We start from the raw sequence: 26,016 nt of genomic DNA on the forward strand, positions 1-26,016 counted from the left end.
AGAAAGTTTGCCTGCTATTGTGGACTAGCACCTTTTGGTAATACATCCGGTACAACATTGAAAGGAAAACCAAAAGTCAGTCATTTGGCAAATAAAAGAATAAAAACCTTGTTAACGATGTGTGCCTTAAACACCATAAAAAAAGACAATGAATTCAAAAGATACTATGATAGGAAAATAAAGGAAGGTAAACATCACTCATCCATCCTAAATGTACTTAGAAATAAACTAATCAGTAGGGCATTTGCTGCGGTACTAAAAGATAGGCCATATGAGAAAGATTTGAATTTCGCAGCATAAAATATTTCAAAATTTATTTGCAAAAACCATAGAATACAGGTTTATTTAACCAAAAACAGTAACATTAAACTCAGTTCAGCACCTTTCATCCGCGGATATAGACTGCCGAAAATACTCAATTTAGTCTTGAGTTTGGAGCCTTCAGTCATGAGTCTTGATTTTCTTATAAGTTTAAAGCATTCATGTCCTGTTAAAATCAGATATTTTACATTTTAAACAATTAACCAATTTAAACAGTTAACCCAAATCACTACCTTTGAAACCATGAATACTTACCTGATAAAAGCTGCTACAATTGTAAACGAAGGACAGCAAATTGTTGCCGATGTTTTAATTAAAGATGGATTTATTGCCAAAATTGGCCAAAACCTTAGTGCACCTGGTGCGCAGGAAATTAACGCCGAGGGGCAATATCTTTTACCAGGTATGATTGATGACCAGGTGCATTTCCGCGAGCCTGGCCTTACGCACAAAGCCGATATTTTTACCGAAAGTATGGCTGCCGTTGCCGGAGGGATTACTTCTTTTATGGAAATGCCCAACACTGTTCCCAATACCTTAACGCAAGAATTGCTTGCCGATAAATACGAGATTGCAGCGCAAACCTCGCTGGCCAACTATTCGTTTTACATGGGGGCCAGTAACGATAATATTGAAGAGGTTTTAAAAACCGATCCGAAAAATGTTTGCGGAATCAAGGTTTTCATGGGTTCATCAACCGGAAACATGCTGGTTGATAACGAAAAAACCCTTGAACACATCTTCCGCAAAGCGCCAATCCTGGTGGCTACACACTGCGAAGATGAAGCCACTATCCGTCATAATTTGGCCGAGTTTAAGGCTAAATACGGTGACGATTTAACCATCGAAATGCACCCGCTGATTCGCAGTGCAGAAGCTTGCTATAAATCGTCGTCGTTGGCAGTAGAACTGGCCAAACGTTACCAAACGCGTTTACACATCCTCCACATTTCTACTGCTAAAGAAATTGCATTGTTCGACAATACCATTCCGCTAAAAGACAAAAAAATTACTGCCGAAGCCTGTGTACACCACCTTTGGTTTAACGATAAAGATTACGCTGAAAAAGGCAATTTCATTAAATGGAACCCTGCCGTTAAAACCGAAGCAGATCAGCAAGGTGTTTTGGCTGGTGTTTTAAATGATAATATCGATGTTATTGCTACCGACCATGCGCCACATACTTTGGCCGAAAAACAACAGGCTTACGCACAGGCTCCTTCAGGTGGCCCACTGGTGCAGCATGCTTTACCAGCTTTATTGGAAATGCATTTGCAAGGCAAAATCTCTTTAGAAAAAATCGCAGAAAAAACCGCTCATAACCTGGCTATATGCTTCGATATCGAGAAACGTGGTTATATCCGCGAAGGGTATTGGGCCGATTTAGTACTCGTTGATTTAAACGATCCCTGGAAAGTAACCAAGCTGAACAATTTTTACAAATGCGGCTGGAGCCCTTTTGATGGCGACACCTTTAAAGCCAGTATTACACACACTTTTGTATCAGGTAACCTGGCCTATGTTAAAGGCAAATTCACTACCGACCAGATAGGTAAGCGTTTAACTTTTACCAGATAATCGTTCAGGAAGCTATGACTAAACGTGCTGTAATTATTAAATCAACGGTACTTCTTGGTTTAGCTGTCCTGATTTATATTTTTGGTTTTTTCCCAAATCCAGTCCAAAAACTTTACTCTACAGGCATTTATCCCTATATCTCTGCCACATTAAGATTTATTTCGGGTATTTTTCCTTTCGCCATAGGCGATATCATTTACGCCATTTTGATCGGTTTTGTGCTGTATAAAATTGTGCGGTTTTATAAAAGGCGCAAAACGTTCAAAAAGCAAGACCGCATTATTATTCCTTTACGGGTGTTAAATTTCTTTTTGCTGCTGTACATTATCTTCAAACTAGTATGGGGCTTAAATTACAGCCGGCCAAGTGTTAGCGAAGAACTGGGCATTGGCTATGAAAAATACAATGTTAAAGAACTGGTACAGCTGGGCAACTATTTTGTAGATAAAACAAATGCTTTAAAGCTAAAGCAGGGCAAGATCCCCTCTTATCAGGTTGCTGAGCTCGAAAAAATTTCGGCCCAGGCCTACAATTTAATGGAAAAGAAAAACCCTTTGTTCAGGTATTCCAATCCCTGTTTAAAGGCGGTATTAAGCCCGTGGGTAATTAGCAAGGTGGGTATTGAAGGCTATTATGCACCGCTTTCTGGCGAAGCCAATATGAACACCAATTTACCTGATTTTGTTAAACCTTACGTTTCCTGTCATGAAATTGCTCATCAGCTGGGTATTGCTTACGAAGATGAAGCCAATCTTTTAGGTTACCTAACCGCAAGTAACAGTCCTGATTTAAATTACCAGTACTCTGCAAATTATGAAATGTTAAGGTATATCCTTTTCGAAATCAGAATGAAATCGCCTGATGACTACAAACTACTGCACGACAAGCTGCTGCCACAGGTTTTGGCCGATTTTAAAACAGAAAAAGAGTTTTGGCGTAAATACAACGGCCAAATGTTCGGCTACATGGATGCCGCTTTCGATCGTTTCTTAAAACTCAACAACCAGCAAAAAGGCATAGACAGCTATCAGGATATCGTTATCTGGCTGTGGAACATCCATAAAAAAGAGCTGGCAGTTGGCAATTAACAGTTAACAATAAGCAGTCGCCAGATGAGCACAGTTCACTAAAAACTGTCAACTGGAAAACTGATTTAACCATGTATCGCTTCTTTCGCACCGAAACTCTGAATCAGTTCGCCTTCAAAATCCAGCCACTCTTTCCAGCGTTTTTCAACATCAACATCGGTGCTGTATTTACGGGCAAAGTTTAAGAATGTAGTATAATGACCAGCCTCCGAAACCATTAATTCATGGTAAAATTTGGCTAATTCTTTATCCTTAATGTTTAAAGAAAGTACGCGGAAACGTTCGCAGCTTCTGGCTTCGATCATGGCCGCAAACAAAAGCCTGTCAATAAAGGCCTGATTACGGCTACCATCTTTTTTACTGAATTTTACCAGCCTGCCTACATAATCATCCTTACGTTCACGACTCAAAGTATAGCCTCGTTCTTTAATAATATTGATCACCATCTGAAAATGCTGCATTTCTTCGATGGCAATAGCGGTTAACTCATCAACCAGATCCTGGTGCTCGGAGTTTTGCGTAATTAAGGTAATGGCATTACTGGCCGCTTTTTGTTCGCACCAGGCATGGTCAGATAAAATTTCTTCTAAATTCGACTCAGCAATATTTGCCCAACGCGGGTCTGTCAATAATTTTAATCCTAACATGTGGTTTCTCTCTTCGAACCGCAAAATTAGAAATAATCGCCCGCTTTTAAAATTGTGAGCTAAAAACAGCTTATTTTGCATAAATTTTAAAACATGAGTGCTAAGAAATTATTGATTATCGGATTGGTTTGGCCTGAGCCTGGTTCATCGGCAGCAGGTACCCGGATGATCCAGCTGGTTGATTTATTTCTGACGCAGGGATATCACATTACTTTTGCCTCAGCAGCATCTAAAAGCGATTTCAGTTATGATTTTAGTAACACAAACGTTGTTGAACAGGAGATTAAATTAAACGACGAAAGTTTCAACACCTTTTTAAAAACGCTAAACCCCGATATTGTGCTATTTGATCGTTTTATGATCGAAGAACAATATGGTTGGCGCGTGCAGCAAGAATGCCCCGACGCCTTGCGGATTTTAGACACTGAAGATTTACATTTTTTACGGCAGGCACGCCAGCAAAGCACCAAAAAGCAGGAGGAATTAAACTTGTTTTCTGATACCGCCAAGCGCGAAATTGCGGCAATTCTTCGGTGCGATCTGTCTCTGATTATTTCTGAAGCAGAAATTAAATTACTCGAAGAACAGTTTAAAATTGATGCCAGCTTACTGTATTATCTGCCATTTTTAGAGCAGGAAATCACTGCAGATACTATTCAAAACTGGATTCCTTTTGCAAACAGGGCCGATTTCGTTTTCATTGGCAATTTTCTGCACGAACCCAACTGGCATACCGTTCAAACCCTGAAAACCAAAATATGGCCTTTGCTCCGCAAAAAACTACCCCAAGCCAGCTTGAATATTTATGGTGCCTATCCCTCGCAAAAGGTATTACAGCTTGAAAATAAAGCCGAAAAGTTTTTCATTAAGGGTCGCGCTATAAATGCCCAGCAAACCATTGCCAGACACAAAATTTTACTTGCGCCAATCCAGTTTGGAGCTGGTGTTAAAGGCAAATTTGTTGATGCCATGCAAACCGGTACACCATCCGTAACCACAACTGTTGGCGCCGAAGCCATGAAAGGTAACCTGGCCTGGAATGGTATTATTGAAGATGACTTAACCCTGTTTATGGAGCAGGCTGCTGAGCTATACCAGAACGAAACCAAATGGCAGGCAGCACAACAACATGGTGTTCAAATTATTAACGAACGTTATGCTTCCTCAGTTTTTGCTAATGCTTTTATGCAGCAGGTAAACCGATTGTTGTCAGATTTAACCAAGCACCGTCAAAATAATTTCATCGGTCAGATTTTAAATCACCATACCCTTCAGAGTACAAAATACATGAGTCTTTGGATTGAAGAAAAGAATAAAGCGTAGTCTTTAGTCCGAAGTCGGGAGTCCTGGGTCCAAAGATATGCGGGTACGAATAAAGCTTATTATCTTCCAACTTTCGAACCTCCGACCTCAGTCTTTTTACAACATTAAAACATTTCAACTCTAAAACCTTACAACATTATTGTAAATTTGCGGCTATGGCAAAAATATCGATTAACCTTGCTACAGGTTCGTTTCAAAAAGAAGAAATTATCGTCGGAATAGATTTAGGTACCACCAACAGCCTGGTTGCTTTTATTAATCCAGATAAAAACCCGCAGGTAATTAACGATTCGGGCAAGGGCGTATTGGTGCCATCGGTAGTTTATTTCAACAACCAGAACGAAGCCGTTGTAGGTAACGAGGCCAAAGAATTTTTAACCACCGATCCATCGAACACCATATTTTCAGTTAAAAGATTATTGGGCCGTTCGTATAAAGACGTGGCCGATCATGCCGCTACTTTCTCTTATAAAATTATCGACGACGATAGCGATGCATTGGTAAAAATCCATGCAGGCGATCGTTTCTATACCCCTATTGAGCTTTCGGCCGAAATATTAAAAGAACTTAAAGCCAGAGCAGAGCACGCCCTAAAAACGCCGGTTAACCGTGCAGTAATTACCGTTCCGGCTTACTTTAACGATAGTCAGCGCCAGGCCACACGCGATGCCGGAAAACTCGCAGGTTTGGATGTTATGCGTATTGTTAACGAACCTACCGCAGCCAGTTTGGCCTATGGCATTGGTTTAGATCCTACGCAACAGAAAACCATTGCCGTTTACGATTTAGGTGGCGGTACTTTCGACGTATCCATTCTGCAAATCCAGAACGGGATTTTCGAAGTGTTGGCCACCAACGGAAATACCTATTTGGGTGGTGATGATTTTGACCGTGCAATTCTGGATTACTGGATTGCTCAAAACAAACTCGAGGTAACTGCCCTCGCTCAGGATAATATATTGATGCAAACGCTAAGACTACAGGCCGAGGCTGCAAAAAAAGCATTATCGAACCAGAATTTGTACAATGAAAAAGTTGGCGAAATCTGGTGTACACTCGATAAGCAAACCTTCGAACAATTAATTACTGCTAAAGTTGAAGAAACCATTACGGCATGTAAAAATGCTTTAAAAGATGCTGATTTGACTGCTGCTGATATCGACGAAGTGATATTAGTGGGTGGTTCTACCCGCACACCGTATGTAAAGCAGCAGGTTCAAAATTTCTTTGGCAAAACCCCGCAAGACAATATTAACCCCGACGAAGTGGTAGCTTTAGGTGCAGCCATCCAGGCCGATGTACTGGCCGGAAACCGTTCGGATATTTTACTGCTTGATGTTACTCCCCTCTCATTAGGTATCGAAACTATGGGTGGATTAATGGATGTGATTATTGCGCGCAATAGCAAAGTGCCTACCAAAGCCGGCAGACAATACACCACTTCTGTTGATGGTCAGGTGAACATGAAAATTTCTGTTTATCAGGGTGAACGCGATCTGGTAAAAGAAAACCGTAAACTCGCTGAGTTCGACTTAAAAGGAATCCCGGCTATGCCTGCAGGTTTACCGAAAGTAGATATCAATTTTTTGCTTAATGCCGATGGTATTTTAACGGTACAGGCTATTGAGCTGCGCTCGGGCGTAAAGCAGGAAATCGAAATTACCCCAAGCTATGGTTTAAGTGACGATACCGTAGAAAAAATGCTTTTGGATAGTATTGAGCACGCACAAAGTGATGTACAACAACGTATGCTCATTGAAGCCAGAAGCGAAGGCGAACAACTGCAATATACAGCTGAGCGCTTTATCGAAAAACATGCTGAACATTTAACCGAAGCAGAAATAGCAGAAACTAAAACACATATCGAAGCACTTAAAGCAGCTCTTGCCAGTCAGGATAAAGATACCATCCTTAAAAAAGCTGATGAACTGAATGAGTTTACCCGTCCATTTGCCGAGCGCGTAATGGATGCTGCTATTTCGACAGCGATGAAAGGCAAGAAGATAGAGTAGTTTTTCAGTTGGCAATTGGCAGTTTGCAGTTCTCAGCTGGCAATTTCAGTTGAGCCGCTCGTCACCCTGAACTTGTTTCAGGGGTTCAAAGAATGGTGTTGAGTCAAACAATTAACCAATTCAACGATTTAAACAGTTAACCATTTCTTACCATACATCAAATACCTGCAAACACAAAGCCATTACCTTTGTTAAAATTATTTTAACGTATGGAATTAGGTATTGGCATGTTCGGCGATTTGCAAATCAACGCAAATGGAGAAATTCAACCCGCCCAACAGCGACTTCAGGAAATTATAGCCGAAATTAAACTCATGGATGAAGTGGGTTTGGATTTTTATGGAATTGGCGAGCACCATCGGCCCGATTATGCAGTGTCGAGTCCGGAAATTATTCTGGCAGCAGCAGCCACTGTAACCAAAAACATCAAACTGGGCAGTGCGGTTTCTGTTTTAAGTTCATCAGATCCGGTAAAGCTGTACCAAAGTTTTGCCACTATCGATTTAATTTCGAATGGCAGGGCCGAATTAATGGCTGGTCGTGGTAGTTTTATCGAATCATTCCCTTTATTTGGCTACAATCTGCAAGATTACGACGCGCTTTACGAAGAGAAACTGGATTTGCTTTTGAAAATCAATGCCACATCCAAAATCAGCTGGAAAGGTAGATTCAGGCCGGAACTCAATAACCAGGAAGTTTTACCCCGGGCAATAAACGATAACTTAAAAATCTGGGTAGCCATTGGTGGTACACCAGAATCGGTAGAGCGCGCCGGCAGACTAGGCCTACCAGTTATGTTTGCCATTATTGGTGGTCAGCCCATACAGTTTAAGCCCTTGTTCGATTATTACAAAAAAGTATATCAGGCTTACGGTCACGATATGAATAAATTTGAAGTTGGCGTACATATGCATTCCTTATTTGGAGAGGACACCAGCGAAATAGCAGATTATTATTATCCGCTTTATTCTGCTCAAATGAACAGGATTGGGCGTACACGTGGCTGGGCGCCTTATCAACGCAACCAGTTCGATGCCGGAATGAGCAAAGATGGAGCTTTAATTATCGGCGATGCCAACCAGGCCATTGATAAAATCCTGACTTTGCAGGAAACATTTGGCCTAACCCGCTTCTCGGCCCACATGGATGTTGGTGGCCCATCGCACGCAGCCATGATGAAAGCTATAGAAATTTATGGTACCCGGATTGCACCGGCAGTTAGAAAAGCTTTACAGCCATAACTTAAGCTTTGTTGCCTTTTAACAATTGCAGAAAACTGTAAACATAACAGCCCACACAAATAGCAAACAGGCTTTCAAGCAAAGCAAACAGCACCATCACAGCTGTAAAAACCATTGCTGCTAAAGGAAAATCGAATAAGAACATCGCCGTAATCAGCAGGCAAAATACAAAGCCTAAGGTTGCGGCGAATTTCTTTGGAGCCAAATCTTTCATTTGTTTTGGCAGCGCCAGTTTCTGGTCGATCTTCATGGCGATGAACCTCAGTAAACTGAATTTCCCTGAAGTAAAAGCCCTGCTGGCAAAATCGAAAATCAAAAATACAATGGCCCAATAATTGCCAAATATTAAACAGGCGGTAGCAATTACGGCGACCATAAAGGCTATAATGCGCACCACATTTTCATTTATTCTTTCGGCAGATATCGGGCAGGATAATTCCATGGCAACTGTTTTTTGCCGTAAAAGTATTAAAAATCTATATCGATTGGGTTTCGCCAAAGTCATATCATTCCATAAAACACTTAATTCTACCTGTTGGTAATTTCCGAATTTGTTATATTCGTATCCTATAACTCAACAAATGACGCGCTCAAAAATCATAGTTTTCAGTTTCTGTTTATTATTGGCAAGCTGGTGTAAAGCTGCAGGCAAACCCGATACAACAATAATAAAAGCGCATTTAAAAGCCCTAACCAAAACACCTAAATACCGCACGCATCAAAACATAGATCAGCTGAACCAAACAGCCGATTATATCCGTTCGGTATTTAAGCAATATGCCGAAAGTGTTTACATCCAGGAATATAAAGTCGATCAGAAAATTTATAAAAATGTAATTTGCTCTTTTGGCACCTCACACGCAAAGCGGATAATTGTAGGTGCCCATTACGATAGTTGCGGCGAACAGGAAGGTGCTGACGATAATGCCAGTGGAGTAACGGGCTTGTTAGAGCTGGCCAGGCTGCTAAAAAACCAAAAGTTAAACCACCGCATAGATTTAGTGGCCTATACCTTAGAAGAGCCACCCTATTTCCGTACCGAATACATGGGAAGCTATGTGCATGCCAAATGGCTCAAACTTAATAAAATTGATGTTTACGGCATGATTTCTTTAGAAATGATTGGCTACTTTAAAACGGAAAAGAAATCGCAATCCTATCCAGTGGGCATCTTATCGTGGTTTTATGGTAATAAAGGCGATTACATTACCATGGTTAAGAAGTTTGGCGCAGGCAAATTTGCCAGCAGCTTTACTTCTGGCTTTAAAAAAGCAAATACCATTCTCACCAAAACCTTTAGCGGTCCCACTTCCTTGCCAGGCATCGATTTTTCAGATCACCTCAACTATTGGAAATTTGGTTATAGTGCCCTAATGATTACTGATACCTCCTTTTATCGTAATAAAAACTACCACCAGGTTACCGATACCATGGAAACCCTTGATATAAACCGAATGGGCAAAGTAATTGATGGCGTATTTAAAACGTTGATTAAAATTTAATTCTACCGCATGTACATTAAATCACAAAGTCGTCGTAATAAGAAGCCCCTTCGTAAACTAATCAAAGTCTCATTTTGGGGGCTGCTAACCCTATTTATAGTCGTAAACGTAATAGCTTATAACCAGGCTTACCAACTCACGCATTACACTACGCAAAAGGTAACCAAAACAGCTAAGCCAGAGCAGCTTTCGCTGGCTGAAAAATTAAAGACGCTTTTTACAGGAGTATCCAATCCACGTCCGGTAAACAGAAAGAAACCCGATTTACCCTATACCACCATTACATTACAAAGCAATAAAAAATTAGAATGCTGGTTCATTAAACATCCCCAGGCAAAAGGAACTGTGATTATGTTTCATGGCTATAGTGCATCAAAATCAGGATTGATTAACAAGGCTAATATTTTTTATCAGTTAGGCTACAGTACCCTGCTGGTCGATTTTATGGGTTCTGGCGGCTCTGAAGGTAACGAAACCACCATTGGTTTTACTGAAGCAGAAGAAGTTAAAACTATTTATCAGTATATTAAACAAAAGGAAAAGGAGCCAATCATTATGTTTGGTACTTCTATGGGCGCTGTAGCGGCAATGAAAGCGCTGAACGATTTTAAGCTCAATCCCGATGCACTGATTATTGAATGTCCATACAGCAGCCTGTTGAAAACTACTGAGGCCCGGTTTAAAATTTTGCACCTCCCCAGTTTCCCACTGGCCAATATTTTGGTGTTCTGGGGAGGCTTTCAACATCAATTTAATGGTTTTAACCTCCGCCCGGTTGATGATGCAAAAAATATAAAATGCCCTGTTTTGTTATTATACGGCGAAAAAGACAGCCGGGTTTCAAGAAATGAAATCGATGAAATTTTTAACAACCTCAAAGGAAAGAAAACACTTTGCACTTATCCTTTAGCTGGCCACGACAACTACCTAACCCAATATCAACCCGAATGGACACAAGACATCAGCCAGTTTTTAAAAGCACTAAACTGAAAATGAGGCTACTGACCAAAACCTTCCTGATCCTTTTAGTACTTTGGTTTAGCATCCACACCTGCGTTACCATTATCGATGGAATGAATAATACTCCAAGAAATGCTGATTTAGGCGTTGTGCTGGGCAATAAGGTAAACGAAGACGGAACTTTATCAGCCAGGTTGCAAAAAAGGCTGGAACGCGCCCTAAGCCTCTATCAGGATGGTCGTATTAAAATGTTACTGGTAAGTGGCGGACACGGTAAAGAAGGTTTTGACGAAGGCAATAAAATGCGTGATTTTCTGATTAAGCAAGGCGTTCCGGCCGGTGCAATTATTACTGATAACCAGGGCGACAACACCTTAAAAACGGTGCAAAACACAGCTAAACTCAAAAGCGATTACCACATTGAAAGCATTATAGTGGTTTCGCAATATTACCACATTACGCGCAGCAAAATGCTGTTCAGAAAAAATGGCTTCGATAAGGTATTTGGAGCCAGTCCTAACTATTTCGAATGGCGCGATGGTTATTCGCTTGTTCGCGAATTTGTGGCATTTTATACAGAACTGTTACCTGCCTGATCAATAATTTCTTAACCTGATCAAAATTCATTTCCTATATTTAATCAAATAAGTTACGCAAACCAGATATCGGATGGATAATTCGGAAAAATTAAACCTGCTTTTAGTTAAGCTCGAGAATTTATTGCTGAGGCAACAAAGCTTCGAAGCCGAAATTCAGGCTTTGAGGCAAGAAGTTAAAGCTTTGCAATCGCCGGGCACTACAATTACTCCAGCAGTTGCAGAACCTGCTTTTGTACCGCCAGCCAGAAATACACCACCAAGCCCGGTAACACCACATGCGACTACTCCACAACCGGTCCCTTCACCTTTTCCCAAACCTCAAAATCCTGTACAGCCTAATTTTGCCGACCGCTTTAAGCGCGAAAATATGGTTAAATCAGATTTCGAGAAATTTATTGGCGAAAACCTGATCAGTAAAATCGGTATTCTGATCCTGATTATTGGTGTAGCGATTGGCGCCAAATACGCTATCGATCACGATATGATTAGTCCCTTAACGCGGATTGTGCTAGGTTACGCCGTAGGAGCTGGTTTAATGGGCTTTGCTATTAAGTTAAAGGCCAAATACGAAAACTTTTCGGCAGTTTTGGTTAGTGGTGCCATTGCCATCATGTATTTTATCACCTATGCTGCCTACGATTTCTATGCCCTGATTCCTCAGGCCATGGCCTTTGGGTTGATGGTGATTTTCACTTCTTTTACGGTGGTTGCCGCTATTCAATACAATAAACAGGTTATTGCGCACATTGGCCTGATAGGTGCTTATGCCGTGCCCTTTTTATTAAGCGATGGTTCGGGCAAAGTGGCGGTTTTATTTAGCTACATGGCCATCATCAATATTGGTATTCTGGTATTGAGCTTTAAAAAATACTGGAAACCTTTATTTTATGCTTCTTTCGGACTAAGCTGGCTTATTTTTTCGGCCTGGCGTTTAGATTTAAGCAGCAATAACCAGTACTTTGGCTTAGCCTTGCTGTTCGCTTCCATATTCTTCATCACTTTTTACATCACCAATCTGGCTTATAAGGTACTTAAGCGCGAAATATTTGGCTTAAGTGATGTGGTGATTATCCTGTTAAACGCATTCATTTTTTATGGTCTTGGCTATTTAATTATAGGCGACAATAAAAACAGTACAGCATTTTTAGGCTTGTTTACCCTGGCTAACGGGGTGATTCACTTTATAGTAAGCTTGATTATTTATAAAAGAAAACTGGCAGATAAAAACCTGTTTTACCTCATTCTGGCCCTGGTGATTACCTTTATTACCATGGCCGTGCCGGTACAACTGGATGGTGGCTGGGTAACCATATTCTGGACAGTTGAGGCAGCTATACTCTTTTATCTCGGCAGGGTTAAGCAGATTGCCATTTACGAAAAGCTTTCCTTTCCACTCATTTTTCTGGCCTTTTTTAGCCTTTTAGAAGACTGGATGAGTTATTCAGGTTACTATGGTAGCGATTTGATCGTTAAACCAATATTCAATGTAGGGTTCTTAACCGCCATCATCTCTATAGCTGGCTTTGCCTGGATGTTTAGCATTAGCAAAAAAGAAACTGAAAAACCAGCAGAGTGGATTTGGATGCGTCAGATATTGAGTTACAGCATTCCTTCCATTTTGTTATTTGTGGTGTACATTACCTTCGCCATGGAAATTTCGAAGCATTTTAATAACCTCTTTGAAATCTCTAAAATCAATACACACCCTAAAACAAATGCCGATTATGCCAGCTATTCCTATAATTACAATTACGAAAAGTTAAAAATAGCCTGGCTTTATATCTATACCTTATGTTTTGCTGCAGCTTTGTCTTATTTCAACCTTAAAAAATTAAAAAGCAGCGAATTGGCCATTGCTTGCCTGGCCATTAACCTGTTAGTTATTGCTTTATTTTTAACCAATGGCCTTTATAATTTAAGCGAGCTTAGAGATGAATATTTATTTCCAGACAATAACTACTTTAAAGTTGGCGCTTTCAATATCGGCATCCGCTATGTTGCTATTGCCTGCTTTAGCTTATTAATTGTAATGTTTTACAAATTAATCAATTCCGAGCTGTTTAAAAGTAACTTTAAAACCCTTTTCGATTACCTGCTTTACATTTCCATTTTATGGGTAATAAGCAGCGAGCTGATTAATATTTTAGAACTTGCCCGTTTGGATGGCAGCTATAAGCTGGGATTGAGCATCCTTTGGGGGACCTACTCCCTTTTCCTGATTGGGTTGGGCCTGGCAAAGAACAAAAAACACCTGCGTATTGGAGCAATGGTGCTGTTTGGTATTACACTTATTAAGCTGTTTGTTTACGACATTGCCTACCTCAGTACCATTTCGAAAACCATTGTTTTTGTATCGCTCGGCGTGTTGCTGCTCATCATTTCTTTCCTTTACAACAAGTACAAACATTTAATTATTGACGATGTTGAGACTAAAAAATAAAATGCTTTTCTGGCTTTTGTCTTGCACAATAGCTGCAAATGCCCAAACTGCCCCTTATTCCTTAAAAAGAGAGATCACTGGAATACAGACCAACTGGCACAGCCTGGTATTGCCTAACCCCATGTACCAAAAGTTAAAACCGGGCTTTGAAGACCTGCGTATTTTTGGTGTAAACGGCAAAGACACCGTTGAAGTGCCGTACCTGTTAAAGCAACGTAGCGATCAGGTTAGCACGCAAGAAATTGCTTTTAAACAACTGAACCAAAGCAACGCAAACCAGGTTTACTATTATACCTTTCAGCCCTCCGCAGCAACTGTAATCAACCAGATTAACCTGAATTTCAAGCAGGAAAATTTCGACTGGAAGGTTAACCTCGAAGGCAGCAACGATAACCAAAGCTGGTTTACCATCGCAAAAGATTACCGGATTTTATCAATCAAAAATCAGTACACAGACTACCATTTTACCAGACTCAATTTTCCGGATGCAAAGTACAGTTATTTTCGGCTTGCGGTAAAAAGTAATACCCAGCCAGAACTTTTAGCCACAAAAATTTTAAAGGCAGATACCGTAAAGGGTGTTTTTCAGAACATCAAATATCAGTCGTACAACATTAAAAATGATGCTGAACACAAAGAAACGGTTATCGATGTTAATTTAACCGATCCGGTACCGGTATCGCAATTAAGTTTAAATGCCCAAAGCGACTTTGATTTTTATCGCCCGTTTAAAATCGAATACGTAACCGATAGCTTTAAAACCGATCAGGGTATGCAGCACAATTACATGGAACTTTACTCCGGCACCATCAGTTCTTTAGAAAAACCGGTATTTAGTTTCCCTAATACCATCACTTCAAAACTGAAGATTACCATTCAAAACAATGATAATAAGCCATTACGTTTAAGTGGTTTAGCACTGAAAGGCAATGTGTACGAGTTAATTGCCCGTTTTGATGATCCAAAGCTCCCTTACGCTTTATATTATGGCAACGAAAAAGCTACAGCGCCCAGTTATGAAATCGATAAATTTGAAAATAAAATACCTGCAGGTTTAAGCTCACTTACCATTGCTGAAGAGCAGCCAAACCCAACCTACGCTATTAAAGTAACCAAACCTTTATTCGAAAACAAAGCCTGGTTATGGGTTTTAATGGCTGTAATTATTGTATTACTGGGCTGGTTTTCGTTTAAAATGTTAAGGAATTAAATATAAAAATGAGTTTATTAAAAAAAATATTTGGTTCAAAAGAAGGACCAATTAAATCAAATGAAGATTTCTGGATATGGTTCAGAAAAAATGAAAAAGATTTTTTTAAAGTTGTTAAAACAAATGGAGATTTTGAAAAAGACTTCTTCGATAAGCTTTCTCCAAAATTAGCTGAATTAAAAGATGGTTTTTTCTTTTTAACAGGAATGATTAATGAAACTACCGCTGAGCTGGTTCTTACGGCTGATGGGAATATTAAAAATATCGCTTTCGTAGAAGAACTGGTTGCTGCCGCTCCAAACATAGAGGGCTGGATCATTACCGCCCTAAAACAACCATTAGCTTTAGAAAATGTAAACATTAGCATGGGTAACTTTCAGTTTAATAAAGAAAATTTAAACTTTTATTATACTGAACATCCAAACTTGCCTGATGAAATAGACCTGACTATTGTTCACCCTGAGTTCGATAAACAAAATGCCAAAACGATTACCAACGGTGTATACATTTTCCTTGATAATTATCTGGGAGAGCTAAACTCGGCAACAACTATTGATCGTTTGAAAATAGTTGGGAAAGAACAAATTGAAAAAGAACTTATCCCAATAGAAAAACTAAAACATTTTCTAACATGGCGTGAAAAGGAATTTATAGAGAAATACGATGGCATTAGACATAGTACTGAGAATGATCATTATAACATGCTTGAAGCCGAATTAGAAAATGGTAATCCGTTGATAGCTGTTATAAACACCGATTTATTGGCGTGGGAAAATAAAGCGTCACATCCATGGATTTTAAATATCGAAATTAAATTTTCTGCCGATAGTAATGGTTTGCCTAATAATGCGGTATACAATCAACTAAATGATCTTGAAGATGAAATATTGGTATTATTAAAAGATACAGATGGATATTTAAACATTGGCAGAGAAACCGCCAACGGCACAAGAGAAGTTTTATTTGCCTGTAAAGAATTTAGAAAACCTGCTAAAGTAGTGCATGAAATTATGAAAAAATACGCTGACAGATTTCAGATATCTTATGATATTTATAGAGATAAATACTGGCAGTCATTTAATAGATATATATCTAAATAAACAAACCATGAAAAACATTTTTCAACCCGAAGTAACCGCCGAAATCATTGACAGAATTAATCACCTTACCCCCAATACACCACAGCTTTGGGGCAAAATGAACGTAGTGCAAATGCTGGCGCACTGTAATGTAACCTACGAAATGGTTTACGATAATATCCATCCTAAGCCAGGCATGTTCATGAAATTTATCTTAAAAAACATGGTTAAAAGTAAAGTGGTAAGCGAAAAGCCCTATCCAAAAAGCAACCCAACGGCTCCCCAATTCATTATTAAAGATGAAAGGAATTTTGAAAAAGAGAAAGCCCGCCTAATCGAATATCTGCATAAAACACAACAATTGGGCGAAAACCATTTCGATGGAAAAGAATCGCATTCTTTTGGAGTACTCAACAAAACCGAGTGGAACAATATGTTTTACAAACATTTAGACCATCATTTATCGCAATTTGGAGTTTAGAACCGGGCTTGAGCCTTTATGCTTTAAGCTTTGGTATGATTGCCCCCTTAAAAAGTCTCTTTTACGCCCTATGTGCTATGGATATGTTGCCGAACTTAGTACCAACAAAAACCCAATAACAAAACAAAATGACAAAAGGACTTGTAACATGCCTTTGGTTTGACGGACAGGCCGAAGCAGCAGCAAATTATTATTGCAGTGTTTTTAAAGATTCGAAAATTACTCAGGTTACGCCTATGGTGGTTACTTTCGAAATTAACGGAAGCAAATTTATGGGCCTGAACGGCGGACCACAATTTAAGTTCGATGAGGCCGTTTCGTTTATGGTTAACTGCGATAGCCAGGAAGAAATAGATTATTACTGGGATACGTTAACCAAAGATGGCGGTCAGGAAAGCATGTGTGGTTGGTTAAAAGACAAATTTGGCCTTTCATGGCAAATCATCCCATCCAACATTGGCGAGTTAATGGCTGATCCCGAAAGAGCGCAAAGGGTAATGGCCGTAGTAATGCAAATGAAAAAATTAGATAAGGAAAAAATGGAAAATGCTTAAATTTTTCATAACTTGAATAAGAATTCTTCCTGACTACATAGTAATCAGGAGGAATTCCTAACAGAAAATATTTTTAACAATGAAAAGATTAACGATTTTAATTGCGTTAATCATCCCTATTCTTCTTTGTACCTCCTGGGGGTTCTTTGCACATCAAAGAATCAATAACCTTGCTATTTTCACACTTCCGGCTGATATGATCGGGTTCTACAAAAAAAATGTAAAGTACATTACCGAACATGCTGTAGATCCTGATAAGCGCAGGTATGCTGATACTTTGGAAGCGCCAAGGCATTACCTCGATGTAGAAAACTACGAAAAAAACATCGATAGCATTCCCGAAAAATGGAACGATGCACTGAGCAAATATGGCCTGAAAAAACTCAACACGAATGGCATTTTACCCTGGCAAATTCAGCGCACTTATTACAGCCTGGTTAAAGCTTTTAAAACCCGCGATTCAGTTAAAATTTTAAAATACTCGGCCGATTTAGGCCACTACATTGGCGATGCACATGTTCCGCTACATACTACAGCCAACCATAACGGACAACTCACCAACCAGGTGGGTATCCATGCTTTTTGGGAAAGCCGCTTGCCCGAGCTTTTTTCTACCCGCTACAATTTTGTGGTAGGCAAAGCCAATTATATCGAAAATACGTTAAAAGCAGCATGGCGGATCGTAAAACATACCCATAGCCTGGTTGATACCGTTTTAACCTTCGAAGCTGCCCTCAGCGCATCTTTTCCATCCGAACAGAAATACAGTTTCTCAGAAAGGAATAACACCATTTTAAAACAATACTCCATCGAATATTCAAAAAATTACCACGACAGGATGAATAATATGGTAGAAAAGCAAATGCGCAGCGCTATCCTCCAAATTGGTTCTTTCTGGTACTCGGCATGGGTTGATGCCGGACAACCCGTACTTAAAAATCTGGTAAAACAAGAACCAACTCCAGATGAAAAGAAAGCCGAAGCTGATACAGAACGAAAATTTGAGAAAGGCATTCCGCTGGGTAGGGAGATTTAGGGGAGATATTAAAGAATTCTCTAGAGAACTGTCATTCTGAGGGGTAATAATTGTATAAAAATCAATATGAGTGACATGTAATTTATCTTTTGCCCTACAGCCCAGTCTTTCCTCGGCTCGCCGCCGCCGAGGGGCTCCTTCTTTTTGGCGTCAAAAAGAACCAAAAAACGTCGGCTGAAAATTTTTCTTTCAAAGTCAGTAATAGGGCTGAGATACTGTAGCCCGAAAAATTTGTTAGGCCGAATTTCGGTAGAACGGAGATACCCTGCTATGGCCTAGCTGGATGCAAATGCAAAAACACTTAAGTTTTTCAATAAACAGCTATTTACATAATAACGTCAATGATAGCCTCCCGATGAATCGATACAGATAGCTACAAGCCAAAAAACATAATTATAGACTTGATTTATTATTTACTGTAAACCTTTTATAAACAAAAAAAGAGACCTTATTGCTAAAGTCTCTTTCATTTATCTTGTTTAAACTACTTTTCAAAGTACTTCTTCAGTTTTTTTTGATTGTAAACGGCTTTTAATGGCAGCCCATATCGCTGGTACAAAAGTAACCACAGCAATAAAGATAATCACCAGTTCAAAGTTGTTTTTAATTACCGGTATCTGGCCCAATAGGTATCCGCCCATTAATAAAGCAAAAATCCAGGTAACACCACCAATAATATTATAATAGGTAAACCTGCCGAAAGGCATTTTAGCAATGCCAGCCACGAAAGGCGCAATGGTTCTGAAAATAGGTAAAAACCTACTCAACATAATGGCTTTACCGCCATGTTTTTCAAAAAATTCGTGCGATTGGTGGTAATATTTAAGCTTTAAGATTTTGTTCTTTTCTTTAAATACGCCTGCACCTAAAACACTTCCCAATTTATAGTTAACGGTATTACCTAAAATGGCGGCAACAATTAAAATAACCATCATCACCCAGATATTTAAACCTGTTTCGTGCTCGCCGGCAATTAAAGCACCCATTGCAAATAACAACGAATCGCCCGGAAGGAACGGGGTAACCACAAAGCCGGTTTCAGCGAAGATGATCAGAAATAAAATCAGGTAAGTCCAGGTACTGTATTCTTTAACAATTTCGGCTAAATGGACATCAATGTGAAGGATAAAGTCTAAAAGCTGCTGTAGTAATTCCATTTATCTAATTTTGGGCAAAAGTATGAATATCAAAGGGATTAAATGCTAGTAAAATGCAATAATAATTAGTTGGTAGAAACCAGGCGCATTTGAAGCTCGTTCTTTTTTGTTCCATCAAGCAAAACCGTGTAAACCAATCCTTTGGTAATGGCAATTGATTTTGATGTCGTGGTTGGAAGCGAATCTAATGCATTTACATCTGGTTGCGTTGCAATGGGAGCTTCCAGTGCGAAAGAAATCCTGGTAGCCTTGGTTAATTTAATTGTTCGACTTACCCTGTCACCATACTTCATCGTAAATTGTGCAAATGCTCCCCCATCATCTTTCACAATCACATTAGAACCTAAAGTATAACCCAGGTTCAGGAAAGTAAGTTTTACAGAATCTAAATTCTGTTTCACATCATCCTGAAAAACCGTTAAAACAGGCGGACTGGTAGGTGTTTTGCGGGTATAGAAAATTGAATAATTGGCGCCAATGTCAAATTTATTGGTGGTACTGGCTACATCTGTAGTTGTATTTATATTTCTGGAAGTAATGGTGTAACTTGAATCGCCGGCCACAACAATGTAATTACTGTTTGAACCATAAGCTGTAGAAGCACCTGACTGAACACCACGCAGGAAAAAATTTTGAATAGTATCTGTTACTGCCGAATGAAAATACCGGATTTTAGCATCTCCTTTAATAAAGTTATCGTTCTTGATGCAGGAAAAAATCATTAATACCGGCACAAGAAGAAACATTTTAGGCCATAAAAAATTACTATTTTTCATATAAAATTGCTGATGCTAATAAAACGTAAAGATAGCAGAAAGCTTATGAATTTCCCCAAATTAATTATCGGTAATGATATGCGCCTCTAAGTTTGCAGCTGTTGTACCGCTAAACCAGATGGTGTATATTTTACCCCCCACAAAATTCGAATTATCAATTGTTTTAATGTTGCCCGAACCAACAACCGAATACCTTAAATTCAAACCGGCATCGACTGTAAAATAGCCTGATGCTTCTTTATAAGCCAGCCCATTAACAAACTGCAAACCAGCCTGTACACTTACATTAATACCTGTTGGGAAGTTTGGACTTAAGTTAATCAGCTTCACTTTGGCCTTATCCATCTCACTATTGCTCAGGTTATCTTCATAACTTACAATTTCGCGTACATTACTCTTATTGGCGACCAAAAAAGCAGTGTAAGTAATAGCAGGAGTAAAATTAAAAGAAGCGTTGGTATTATTGGCGCTATTTGAGCCAATGTAGGCTACACTGCGACTGCCGGAAGGTATTTTAATATAATCGCTGGTTTCGCCAAAGGCCAGGGCTACGCCGGTAACTTTAACATTATCTAAATAAACATCCTGCTCAATTTCTGTCAGCGTTGCGTTAACCACCTTAATTTTGGCTTCGCCCTTAACAACCACATCGGGATCATCTTTTTTACAGGCAGATAAAGCCAGTACAGAAACAGTAAAAAACAGAAAGATCACTTTTGAGAGCTTGTTAAAGATTTTCATGGTTAGTTGTTATTTGGTTGAAAACAAGAATGGCTCGGTCAAAAACCAAGCCATTCTTTGCATAAAAACTAAAAAATTAGTAGACTAATAACTATTATTTAGCATAACCGGCATAACCAGCATTAAAACATCTTCATTTTCATCGTTGGTTTGCGGAATTAAAAGCCCTGCCCTGTTCGGTGTAGATAGCTCTAAAGTTACTTCATCGCCACTCAAATTGCTCAGCATTTCGATTAAGAAACGGGCATTAAAGCCGATTTCGAGGTCTTCGCCATCATACTGGCAGCTTAAACGCTCGTGTGCCTCATTGGCGAAGTCTAAATCTTCTGATGAAATATTTAACTCGCTGCCACTGATTTTTAACCTCACCTGGTGTGTAGTTTTATTGGCAAAAATAACAACCCTCCTCAGTGTATTTAAAAACAGAACCCGGTCAATAATTAATTTATTTGGGTTGTTTGTCGGAATTACTGCCTCGTAATCTGGATAGCGTTCGTCTATTAAACGACACACTAAATTGATATTTTCGAACTTAAAGAAAGCACTTGTTGCATTATAATCAACCGATACATTGATATCGTTAGAAGGCAAAGCACCTTTTAAAAGTGTTAAAGCTTTTTTAGGCAGGATAAACGAAGTTGCTTTATCAGCCTTGCTATCCATACGGCGATAGCGTACCAGCTTATGTGCATCGGTAGCTACAAAAGTAATGTGCTGTGGCGATAACTGGCAAAATACACCGGTCATTGCCGGACGAAGTTCATCGTTACTTACTGCAAAAATAGTTTTGGTAATGGCTTCAGTTAAAACTGATGCCGGCAAATTAACAGAAGAAGCGTTTTCTACAACAGGAATCTTCGGGAAATCGTCGCCATTTTCGCCACTCAGTTTATATTTACCGTCACCTGCACTAATCTCGATGGCAAAAGTACTGTCATCAATGTTAAATGCAATTGGCTGATCAGGTAGGGTTTTAAGTGTATCTAATAAAATTTTAGATGGAACCGCTACTTTACCTTCTTCTTTTGATTCTACAGCCAAAGCAGTTGTCATGCTCGTTTGTAAATCGGTAGCAGAGATAGTTAAGTTTCCATCTTTAATCTCGAAAAGGAAATTTTCTAATATGGGTAAAACTGTACTGCTGCTCGAAGCACCATTTACAGTTTGTAAGTGTTTTAACAGCGTTGATGTGGATACAATAAATCTCATGATATCTTTTAGTCTTCTTCAAAAATATAAAAATTATTTAGCGTACTTGTATTTGCGGTAATAATGTTGAAAAATTGCAAAGAATATTAACAATAGTATGGGCGCCGCAACATTAATGAGCTGCCATTTAGTTTTTTCGAGTTTAATTTTGCCTTTATCGAGCAATCTGATCTTCACTTCCTTATTGCGCAGGGCAATTAAATTGTCTTCATCGGTAAAATAATCAACAATATTTAACAACAAGGCCTTATTGCCAAAAGTACGTTGCGAATAACGGTCGTAACCCAGCGGAAATGGTGTTCCATTTTGTGCTGATACCTGATTTTTAAAAATATCGCCATCGCCAATTACGATCATTTTAGCAGCTTTACCTACATTTTCTACGCTGTAGGGTTGTTTAATACCTGCTGGCAAGGGCCTGCCGGCAAAAACCGAAGGAAAATTGCCTTTAAGCATTAAACCTACATTTTGCGGATGGCTTTGAAATGAACGCGGATCTAATTGTTCGCCAACCATTTGCAGACTAAACAATTTAGGTGTATTAAATACTTTGTTAAAGGCAGAAGTAGTTAAAATATACGATTTTTTGATGTTTCTGGCACCAATGGTATCAACTGTACTGGGAAATTCCGACTTAATGCCATCCAGTTTTTTCACTACACTTTCTGTCGTATCGGGTAGTAAAACAGGGTAGTAAATCCAGGGCATGAGCTGCATCTGGTTCTGACCGCCAACTACACCGGTTGAAACCGGAATTTCGGCACTGTTTGCCGGATCGGCGATGATGTTGTAATTAACCCTTGCGCCATACATAAAGAGCATATCATCGAGGTTCAGGTTGCTATTGGTAGCCATTTGTCCGCCTTGTCCGCGCAGGCTATCCAGTTCTGCACGTACCTGGTCAATACTCCAAAGCACACTACCGCCATTCATTACAAAATAATTGATCTTGTACTTTTCGGTCTCTGTAAAGGCTTTGGTTGGCTTCGCAATCACCAACATTTTTAATTTATCTAGTCCTGCCTTATCAATCGTATTTAAATCAACGCGACCTACCAAATAGCTGTTTGCCAGGCTATGCATGGCATCATTAAGCTGCAGATCAGACAATTCCCCGTTCGATTCGGAGAAACCAATTCGTGGATTGTTACCTGTAATTACCTTTTTTAAGCTCGAAGTAAAGATATATTCGAGGTTTTCGATGGCACGGTTAATGTTATCCTCATAACTACCGCGGGTATCGAGATTTTGGAAAAGCTTTACCGGAAACTGCTTTCCATCACTTTCCAACATCGCCATCGGGAATACCAGTTTTTGCGTAAGTCCGGCTTCGGTTTTAACACTTAAATTGGTGGCTTCAATCCCGCTTTCGTACAAATTATTCACCACCGTATCCTGATCGGCCTGACTTAAACCTGCCAGCGGATCAACAAAAACCACTTTTACATCTGCTTTCGAATAAGCCTGGTAATCAGATAAAATATCGCTTACAGCGCCTTGCAAACGTTTAAAAGCAGGTGGTAGTTCGCCATTCAAAAAAACAGTGATGATAACAGGTTTTTCGTTTTTGGCCAAAAGTGATTTTGTTTTCTCACTCAGTGTAAACCTTTTATCGGCTGTAAAATCAAAACGCTTAAAAGCATATTGGCCTATTACATTTAAAACAACTAATGCCCCAATAAACAAAGCAGCAGAGATCCATTTATTTTTCAGCCCCATTATCGCTTCCCTCCCATCATTAAATTGGTGAAAAACAAGAACAAAGCCGAAAAGGTAATGAAGTAAATCAGATCTCTCGTATCTAAAACGCCACGGCTAATGGCAGTGTAATGCTGGTTGATCCCCAAATTCATCATTGGGCCTTCGATAGCTTTAAATAAACTAACCTGACTGGTATAATCGAAGCCCAGGAAAGCAAACGCACATAAAGCGGCACAAATCACAAAAGCAATGACCTGGTTTTTGGTAAGCGATGAAGAAAAAATGCCAATGGCGGTAAATGCCGCTCCAAGTAAAAACAAACCCACGTACGATCCGATCACGGAACCAGAATCAATATTACCTTCAGGAAAGCCTAATTTGCTAATGCTGTAGTAATAAATTATTGTGGGGATAAGCGCCAAAAGAACCAATACCAAACTGGAAAGGTATTTTGCTGCAATAATCTGCCAGAGCTGGATGGGGCGGGTAACCAAAAGCTCGTAAGTGCCTTCTCTCCTTTCTTCGGCGAAGGCACGCATGGTTATGGCCGGAATGAGAAACATGAACAGATAAGGCACTAGGCTAAAAAAACCATTAAGTTCGGCATAACCGTACTCAAGCACGGAAGTATCAGGAAATACCCAAAGTAAAAGTCCAGAAACGAGTAAGAAAATGCCAATGGTGATGTAGGCCACCATCGAACTGAGGAAACTGAATAACTCGCGTTTAAAAACTGCGTACATAGTTAAATTTAAATGCCGAAGTTAAGAAATATTTTTTCGTTGGCTGCTTCGTTTGAATGATAAATAGATGGTGGTTAATAGTTGATGGTTAATCGTTAATAGCGTGATTGCTAAAAATAAGGCACAAAAAAAGCCCCCGATTTTCATCAGAGGCTTAACGTTTTTTATTACAGCTTAGAAAGAAAAACCTAATCCAACGGTAAATACTTTATGCTTAATTGAAGCATCAAAATCCTGTGCTTCTTCGTCGTTAGCCATATTACCTAAGCCCAGCCCATAACCGGCATGAATATTTAAGCCATTATTTAATTGGAAACCAGCCAGGAAATTTAGTCCGAAATCGGTACGTCTGAAACCAGAATCCTTGAATTCGATTTTCTCTTTCTCCGATCCCATTTTAGCATTGCCACTTAAAGCATAGGCAAAATAAGGACCAGCGCCAACAAATATTTTACCTGCATTGGCCACTTTGAAATTTACAAGGGCGTTAACCGGAAGTTCAAGATATTTAAAGTTTAGCGTGGCATCAACATCGGTAAGAAAATCGTCATTATTGAAACCAAAGCTACTGCTGTTAATTTTTGTTCCCTTATCAATAAAGGTTAATCCGGGCTGAATAGAAACCATGTCAGATAATTCGAACTCTACTGTTCCACCAACATAATACGAGGTTTTTGTACCATAACTAAATGATGCACTACCTGCCGAGAAAGTCATATTTGGAAAAGCCACACCTGCTTTTAAGCCAAATTTAACCGGATTACTGTTTTGAGCTAAAGCTGCAGTGCTTAATGCTGCAACTGTTAATAAAGATAATACTAATTTTTTCATCTGATTTTTTTGAGATTGTTTGTTAGAATTGTTTTTAATTTTCCCTGTATTTGCCTGATTGACAAACAAAATGCTGCAATGATAAACAAACTAATTTAATAGTTAAAATATTTACCAGAATAAATTTCTATAAACAACAAAGCCCCCAATTGCTTGGAGGCTTTTAAATGCGTTAAAGGTTTTATTACAAACCGAATGCAAAAGCAGCGCGTAAGCCAATAAAGCCTGTTGAACCACCATTACCTGACCAGTTTTCGTAACGTAAACCGAAATCTAAGCTAGATTTATCGGCAACTGAAAATGAAGCACCTAAAGTTGGAGCAACAGCAAATAATGTACTACCGCCTGTTTCAGTGCTAATTGCTGCACCTAATTCGCCAGCACCATAAAAGTTACCGCCAAAATAATATTTAGCACCTGCTTTTAATGGAACAACTCCTGCACTTGTTTTAGCACCTACAGCTTTTAGAAAATCCTTGGCATCGCCTGTTGCCATTACAGATAAATAACCTGCTGAGCCCGTTAAACTTAAAGATTTTGCTACAGGATGCTCATACTGCAATGAACCTCCCACAATTAAGGAATTTGAATTCTTTTTTGTTGGCAATCCAAACTCAGCACCAATGCTTAATTTTTGAACCGCTCCTTCTGTTTGAGCTGATGCTGCAAAGCCTAAGCCTGCAACCATTACTAAAGAAAGTAATAACTTTTTCATGTGTTTTTTAGATTATTTGTTCGTTAATTATTTTGCTATTATAGACAATAATTACGCCAAAAACGTTACAAA

Annotated in this window: 25 protein-coding genes; 15 read left to right on the top strand and 10 right to left on the bottom strand. The window is 39.3% G+C overall.

Annotation, left to right across the window (positions count from 1 at the left end):
* The 3 genes from BLR37_RS23905 to BLR37_RS23915 all read left to right on the top strand — a co-directional run.
* The coding region (locus BLR37_RS23905) for a transposase (protein WP_143009664.1) at positions 1-300 on the top strand (300 nt) is incomplete at its 5' end.
* Between the two features lie 264 nt (positions 301-564).
* Positions 565-1,899 carry a dihydroorotase gene (locus tag BLR37_RS23910; RefSeq protein ID WP_090773094.1) on the top strand — a complete coding sequence of 445 codons (1,335 nt, stop codon included), beginning with the start codon at positions 565-567 and terminating at the stop codon, positions 1,897-1,899.
* Positions 1,900-1,913: 14 nt separating this feature from the next.
* Complete coding sequence (locus BLR37_RS23915) at positions 1,914-2,987, top strand: DUF3810 domain-containing protein (protein ID WP_090773096.1); 1,074 nt, start codon at positions 1,914-1,916, stop codon at positions 2,985-2,987.
* Between the two features lie 65 nt (positions 2,988-3,052).
* On the opposite strand, the gene BLR37_RS23920 is transcribed toward BLR37_RS23915, so the two are convergent.
* The gene (locus tag BLR37_RS23920; RefSeq protein ID WP_090773098.1) at positions 3,053-3,634 is read right to left on the bottom strand and encodes a MiaE family protein; all 582 of its coding nucleotides are present in this window, start codon (positions 3,632-3,634) and stop codon (positions 3,053-3,055) included.
* Between the two features lie 93 nt (positions 3,635-3,727).
* Here BLR37_RS23920 and BLR37_RS23925 point away from each other — a divergent pair, with 93 nt between their 5' ends.
* The 3 genes from BLR37_RS23925 to BLR37_RS23935 all read left to right on the top strand — a co-directional run bounded on the left by BLR37_RS23925 (position 3,728) and on the right by BLR37_RS23935 (position 8,210).
* Positions 3,728-4,957: a glycosyltransferase gene (locus tag BLR37_RS23925; protein ID WP_090773100.1), complete on the top strand. Its 1,230-nt coding sequence runs from the start codon at positions 3,728-3,730 to the stop codon at positions 4,955-4,957.
* Between the two features lie 155 nt (positions 4,958-5,112).
* Positions 5,113-6,969 carry a Fe-S protein assembly chaperone HscA gene (gene hscA, locus BLR37_RS23930; protein WP_090773102.1) on the top strand — a complete coding sequence of 619 codons (1,857 nt, stop codon included), beginning with the start codon at positions 5,113-5,115 and terminating at the stop codon, positions 6,967-6,969.
* Positions 6,970-7,178: 209 nt separating this feature from the next.
* Positions 7,179-8,210, top strand: coding sequence for an LLM class flavin-dependent oxidoreductase (locus BLR37_RS23935; protein ID WP_090773104.1), 1,032 nt, complete (start codon positions 7,179-7,181; stop codon positions 8,208-8,210).
* A 1-nt stretch (position 8,211) separates the two neighbouring features.
* Here the strand turns inward: BLR37_RS23935 and BLR37_RS23940 are convergent, their stop codons facing one another.
* The gene (locus BLR37_RS23940) at positions 8,212-8,652 is read right to left on the bottom strand and encodes a DUF4395 domain-containing protein (protein ID WP_167356675.1); all 441 of its coding nucleotides are present in this window, start codon (positions 8,650-8,652) and stop codon (positions 8,212-8,214) included.
* A gap of 139 nt (positions 8,653-8,791) precedes the next feature.
* Between BLR37_RS23940 and BLR37_RS23945 the strand changes: the two genes are divergently transcribed.
* The 9 genes from BLR37_RS23945 to BLR37_RS23985 all read left to right on the top strand — a co-directional run bounded on the left by BLR37_RS23945 (position 8,792) and on the right by BLR37_RS23985 (position 18,071).
* Positions 8,792-9,712: a M28 family peptidase gene (locus BLR37_RS23945; RefSeq protein ID WP_090773108.1), complete on the top strand. Its 921-nt coding sequence runs from the start codon at positions 8,792-8,794 to the stop codon at positions 9,710-9,712.
* 9 nt (positions 9,713-9,721) lie between these two features.
* Positions 9,722-10,702, top strand: a complete 981-nt coding sequence (locus tag BLR37_RS23950; protein WP_090773110.1) for an alpha/beta hydrolase — start codon at positions 9,722-9,724, stop codon at positions 10,700-10,702.
* Positions 10,703-10,704: 2 nt separating this feature from the next.
* A complete protein-coding gene (locus BLR37_RS23955) occupies positions 10,705-11,268 on the top strand; it encodes a YdcF family protein (protein ID WP_090773113.1) in 564 nt (187 codons plus the stop codon).
* Positions 11,269-11,341: 73 nt separating this feature from the next.
* Positions 11,342-13,711 (top strand): DUF2339 domain-containing protein, encoded by a 2,370-nt coding sequence (locus BLR37_RS23960; protein ID WP_090773115.1) that lies wholly within the window; start codon positions 11,342-11,344, stop codon positions 13,709-13,711.
* Positions 13,692-14,921 (top strand): DUF3999 family protein, encoded by a 1,230-nt coding sequence (locus BLR37_RS23965; protein WP_090773117.1) that lies wholly within the window; start codon positions 13,692-13,694, stop codon positions 14,919-14,921. The genes BLR37_RS23960 and BLR37_RS23965 overlap by 20 nt, the downstream gene beginning before the upstream one ends.
* Before the next feature lie 8 nt (positions 14,922-14,929).
* Positions 14,930-16,021 carry a DUF695 domain-containing protein gene (locus tag BLR37_RS23970; RefSeq protein WP_090773119.1) on the top strand — a complete coding sequence of 364 codons (1,092 nt, stop codon included), beginning with the start codon at positions 14,930-14,932 and terminating at the stop codon, positions 16,019-16,021.
* A 7-nt stretch (positions 16,022-16,028) separates the two neighbouring features.
* Positions 16,029-16,481 (top strand): DUF1569 domain-containing protein, encoded by a 453-nt coding sequence (locus tag BLR37_RS23975; protein ID WP_039476656.1) that lies wholly within the window; start codon positions 16,029-16,031, stop codon positions 16,479-16,481.
* A 128-nt stretch (positions 16,482-16,609) separates the two neighbouring features.
* Positions 16,610-17,035 (top strand): VOC family protein, encoded by a 426-nt coding sequence (locus BLR37_RS23980; RefSeq protein WP_039476655.1) that lies wholly within the window; start codon positions 16,610-16,612, stop codon positions 17,033-17,035.
* Between the two features lie 79 nt (positions 17,036-17,114).
* A complete protein-coding gene (locus BLR37_RS23985; RefSeq protein ID WP_090773121.1) occupies positions 17,115-18,071 on the top strand; it encodes a zinc dependent phospholipase C family protein in 957 nt (318 codons plus the stop codon).
* A 491-nt stretch (positions 18,072-18,562) separates the two neighbouring features.
* Here BLR37_RS23985 and BLR37_RS23990 read toward each other — a convergent pair whose 3' ends face one another.
* The 8 genes from BLR37_RS23990 to BLR37_RS24025 form a co-directional block, all read right to left on the bottom strand.
* Complete coding sequence (locus tag BLR37_RS23990) at positions 18,563-19,228, bottom strand: DedA family protein (RefSeq protein WP_039476652.1); 666 nt, start codon at positions 19,226-19,228, stop codon at positions 18,563-18,565.
* A gap of 65 nt (positions 19,229-19,293) precedes the next feature.
* Positions 19,294-20,004: a DUF4397 domain-containing protein gene (locus tag BLR37_RS23995; RefSeq protein ID WP_090773123.1), complete on the bottom strand. Its 711-nt coding sequence runs from the start codon at positions 20,002-20,004 to the stop codon at positions 19,294-19,296.
* A 60-nt stretch (positions 20,005-20,064) separates the two neighbouring features.
* On the bottom strand, positions 20,065-20,745 hold the full coding sequence (locus tag BLR37_RS24000; RefSeq protein WP_090773125.1) for a DUF4397 domain-containing protein: 681 nt from the start codon (positions 20,743-20,745) through the stop codon (positions 20,065-20,067).
* An 84-nt stretch (positions 20,746-20,829) separates the two neighbouring features.
* Positions 20,830-21,954, bottom strand: coding sequence for a DNA polymerase III subunit beta (gene dnaN / locus BLR37_RS24005; RefSeq protein WP_039476649.1), 1,125 nt, complete (start codon positions 21,952-21,954; stop codon positions 20,830-20,832).
* Between the two features lie 33 nt (positions 21,955-21,987).
* Positions 21,988-23,673 carry a gliding motility-associated ABC transporter substrate-binding protein GldG gene (gene gldG, locus BLR37_RS24010; RefSeq protein ID WP_090773127.1) on the bottom strand — a complete coding sequence of 562 codons (1,686 nt, stop codon included), beginning with the start codon at positions 23,671-23,673 and terminating at the stop codon, positions 21,988-21,990.
* Positions 23,673-24,398, bottom strand: coding sequence for a gliding motility-associated ABC transporter permease subunit GldF (gldF, locus tag BLR37_RS24015; RefSeq protein ID WP_090773129.1), 726 nt, complete (start codon positions 24,396-24,398; stop codon positions 23,673-23,675). The genes gldG and gldF overlap by 1 nt, the downstream gene beginning before the upstream one ends.
* A gap of 174 nt (positions 24,399-24,572) precedes the next feature.
* A complete protein-coding gene (locus BLR37_RS24020) occupies positions 24,573-25,229 on the bottom strand; it encodes a porin family protein (RefSeq protein WP_143009665.1) in 657 nt (218 codons plus the stop codon).
* A gap of 184 nt (positions 25,230-25,413) precedes the next feature.
* On the bottom strand, positions 25,414-25,944 hold the full coding sequence (locus BLR37_RS24025; protein WP_090773132.1) for a hypothetical protein: 531 nt from the start codon (positions 25,942-25,944) through the stop codon (positions 25,414-25,416).
* Positions 25,945-26,016 lie beyond the last annotated feature (72 nt).

Origin of the sequence: Pedobacter soli, assembly GCF_900101435.1 — a bacterium.
Classification (GTDB): domain Bacteria; phylum Bacteroidota; class Bacteroidia; order Sphingobacteriales; family Sphingobacteriaceae; genus Pedobacter; species Pedobacter soli.

Bases quoted from the DNA above. Each gene is read 5' to 3' on its own strand.
- BLR37_RS23910 (WP_090773094.1), top strand. From the start codon at position 565: ATGAATACTTACCTGATAAAAGCTGCTACAATTGTAAACGAAGGACAG.
- BLR37_RS23915 (WP_090773096.1), top strand. From the start codon at position 1,914: ATGACTAAACGTGCTGTAATTATTAAATCAACGGTACTTCTTGGTTTA.
- BLR37_RS23920 (WP_090773098.1), bottom strand. From the start codon at position 3,634: ATGTTAGGATTAAAATTATTGACAGACCCGCGTTGGGCAAATATTGCT.
- BLR37_RS23925 (WP_090773100.1), top strand. From the start codon at position 3,728: ATGAGTGCTAAGAAATTATTGATTATCGGATTGGTTTGGCCTGAGCCT.
- hscA (WP_090773102.1), top strand. From the start codon at position 5,113: ATGGCAAAAATATCGATTAACCTTGCTACAGGTTCGTTTCAAAAAGAA.
- BLR37_RS23935 (WP_090773104.1), top strand. From the start codon at position 7,179: ATGGAATTAGGTATTGGCATGTTCGGCGATTTGCAAATCAACGCAAAT.
- BLR37_RS23940 (WP_167356675.1), bottom strand. From the start codon at position 8,652: ATGGAATTATCCTGCCCGATATCTGCCGAAAGAATAAATGAAAATGTG.
- BLR37_RS23945 (WP_090773108.1), top strand. From the start codon at position 8,792: ATGACGCGCTCAAAAATCATAGTTTTCAGTTTCTGTTTATTATTGGCA.
- BLR37_RS23950 (WP_090773110.1), top strand. From the start codon at position 9,722: ATGTACATTAAATCACAAAGTCGTCGTAATAAGAAGCCCCTTCGTAAA.
- BLR37_RS23955 (WP_090773113.1), top strand. From the start codon at position 10,705: ATGAGGCTACTGACCAAAACCTTCCTGATCCTTTTAGTACTTTGGTTT.
- BLR37_RS23960 (WP_090773115.1), top strand. From the start codon at position 11,342: ATGGATAATTCGGAAAAATTAAACCTGCTTTTAGTTAAGCTCGAGAAT.
- BLR37_RS23965 (WP_090773117.1), top strand. From the start codon at position 13,692: ATGTTGAGACTAAAAAATAAAATGCTTTTCTGGCTTTTGTCTTGCACA.
- BLR37_RS23970 (WP_090773119.1), top strand. From the start codon at position 14,930: ATGAGTTTATTAAAAAAAATATTTGGTTCAAAAGAAGGACCAATTAAA.
- BLR37_RS23975 (WP_039476656.1), top strand. From the start codon at position 16,029: ATGAAAAACATTTTTCAACCCGAAGTAACCGCCGAAATCATTGACAGA.
- BLR37_RS23980 (WP_039476655.1), top strand. From the start codon at position 16,610: ATGACAAAAGGACTTGTAACATGCCTTTGGTTTGACGGACAGGCCGAA.
- BLR37_RS23985 (WP_090773121.1), top strand. From the start codon at position 17,115: ATGAAAAGATTAACGATTTTAATTGCGTTAATCATCCCTATTCTTCTT.
- BLR37_RS23990 (WP_039476652.1), bottom strand. From the start codon at position 19,228: ATGGAATTACTACAGCAGCTTTTAGACTTTATCCTTCACATTGATGTC.
- BLR37_RS23995 (WP_090773123.1), bottom strand. From the start codon at position 20,004: ATGAAAAATAGTAATTTTTTATGGCCTAAAATGTTTCTTCTTGTGCCG.
- BLR37_RS24000 (WP_090773125.1), bottom strand. From the start codon at position 20,745: ATGAAAATCTTTAACAAGCTCTCAAAAGTGATCTTTCTGTTTTTTACT.
- dnaN (WP_039476649.1), bottom strand. From the start codon at position 21,954: ATGAGATTTATTGTATCCACATCAACGCTGTTAAAACACTTACAAACT.
- gldG (WP_090773127.1), bottom strand. From the start codon at position 23,673: ATGGGGCTGAAAAATAAATGGATCTCTGCTGCTTTGTTTATTGGGGCA.
- gldF (WP_090773129.1), bottom strand. From the start codon at position 24,398: ATGTACGCAGTTTTTAAACGCGAGTTATTCAGTTTCCTCAGTTCGATG.
- BLR37_RS24020 (WP_143009665.1), bottom strand. From the start codon at position 25,229: ATGAAAAAATTAGTATTATCTTTATTAACAGTTGCAGCATTAAGCACT.
- BLR37_RS24025 (WP_090773132.1), bottom strand. From the start codon at position 25,944: ATGAAAAAGTTATTACTTTCTTTAGTAATGGTTGCAGGCTTAGGCTTT.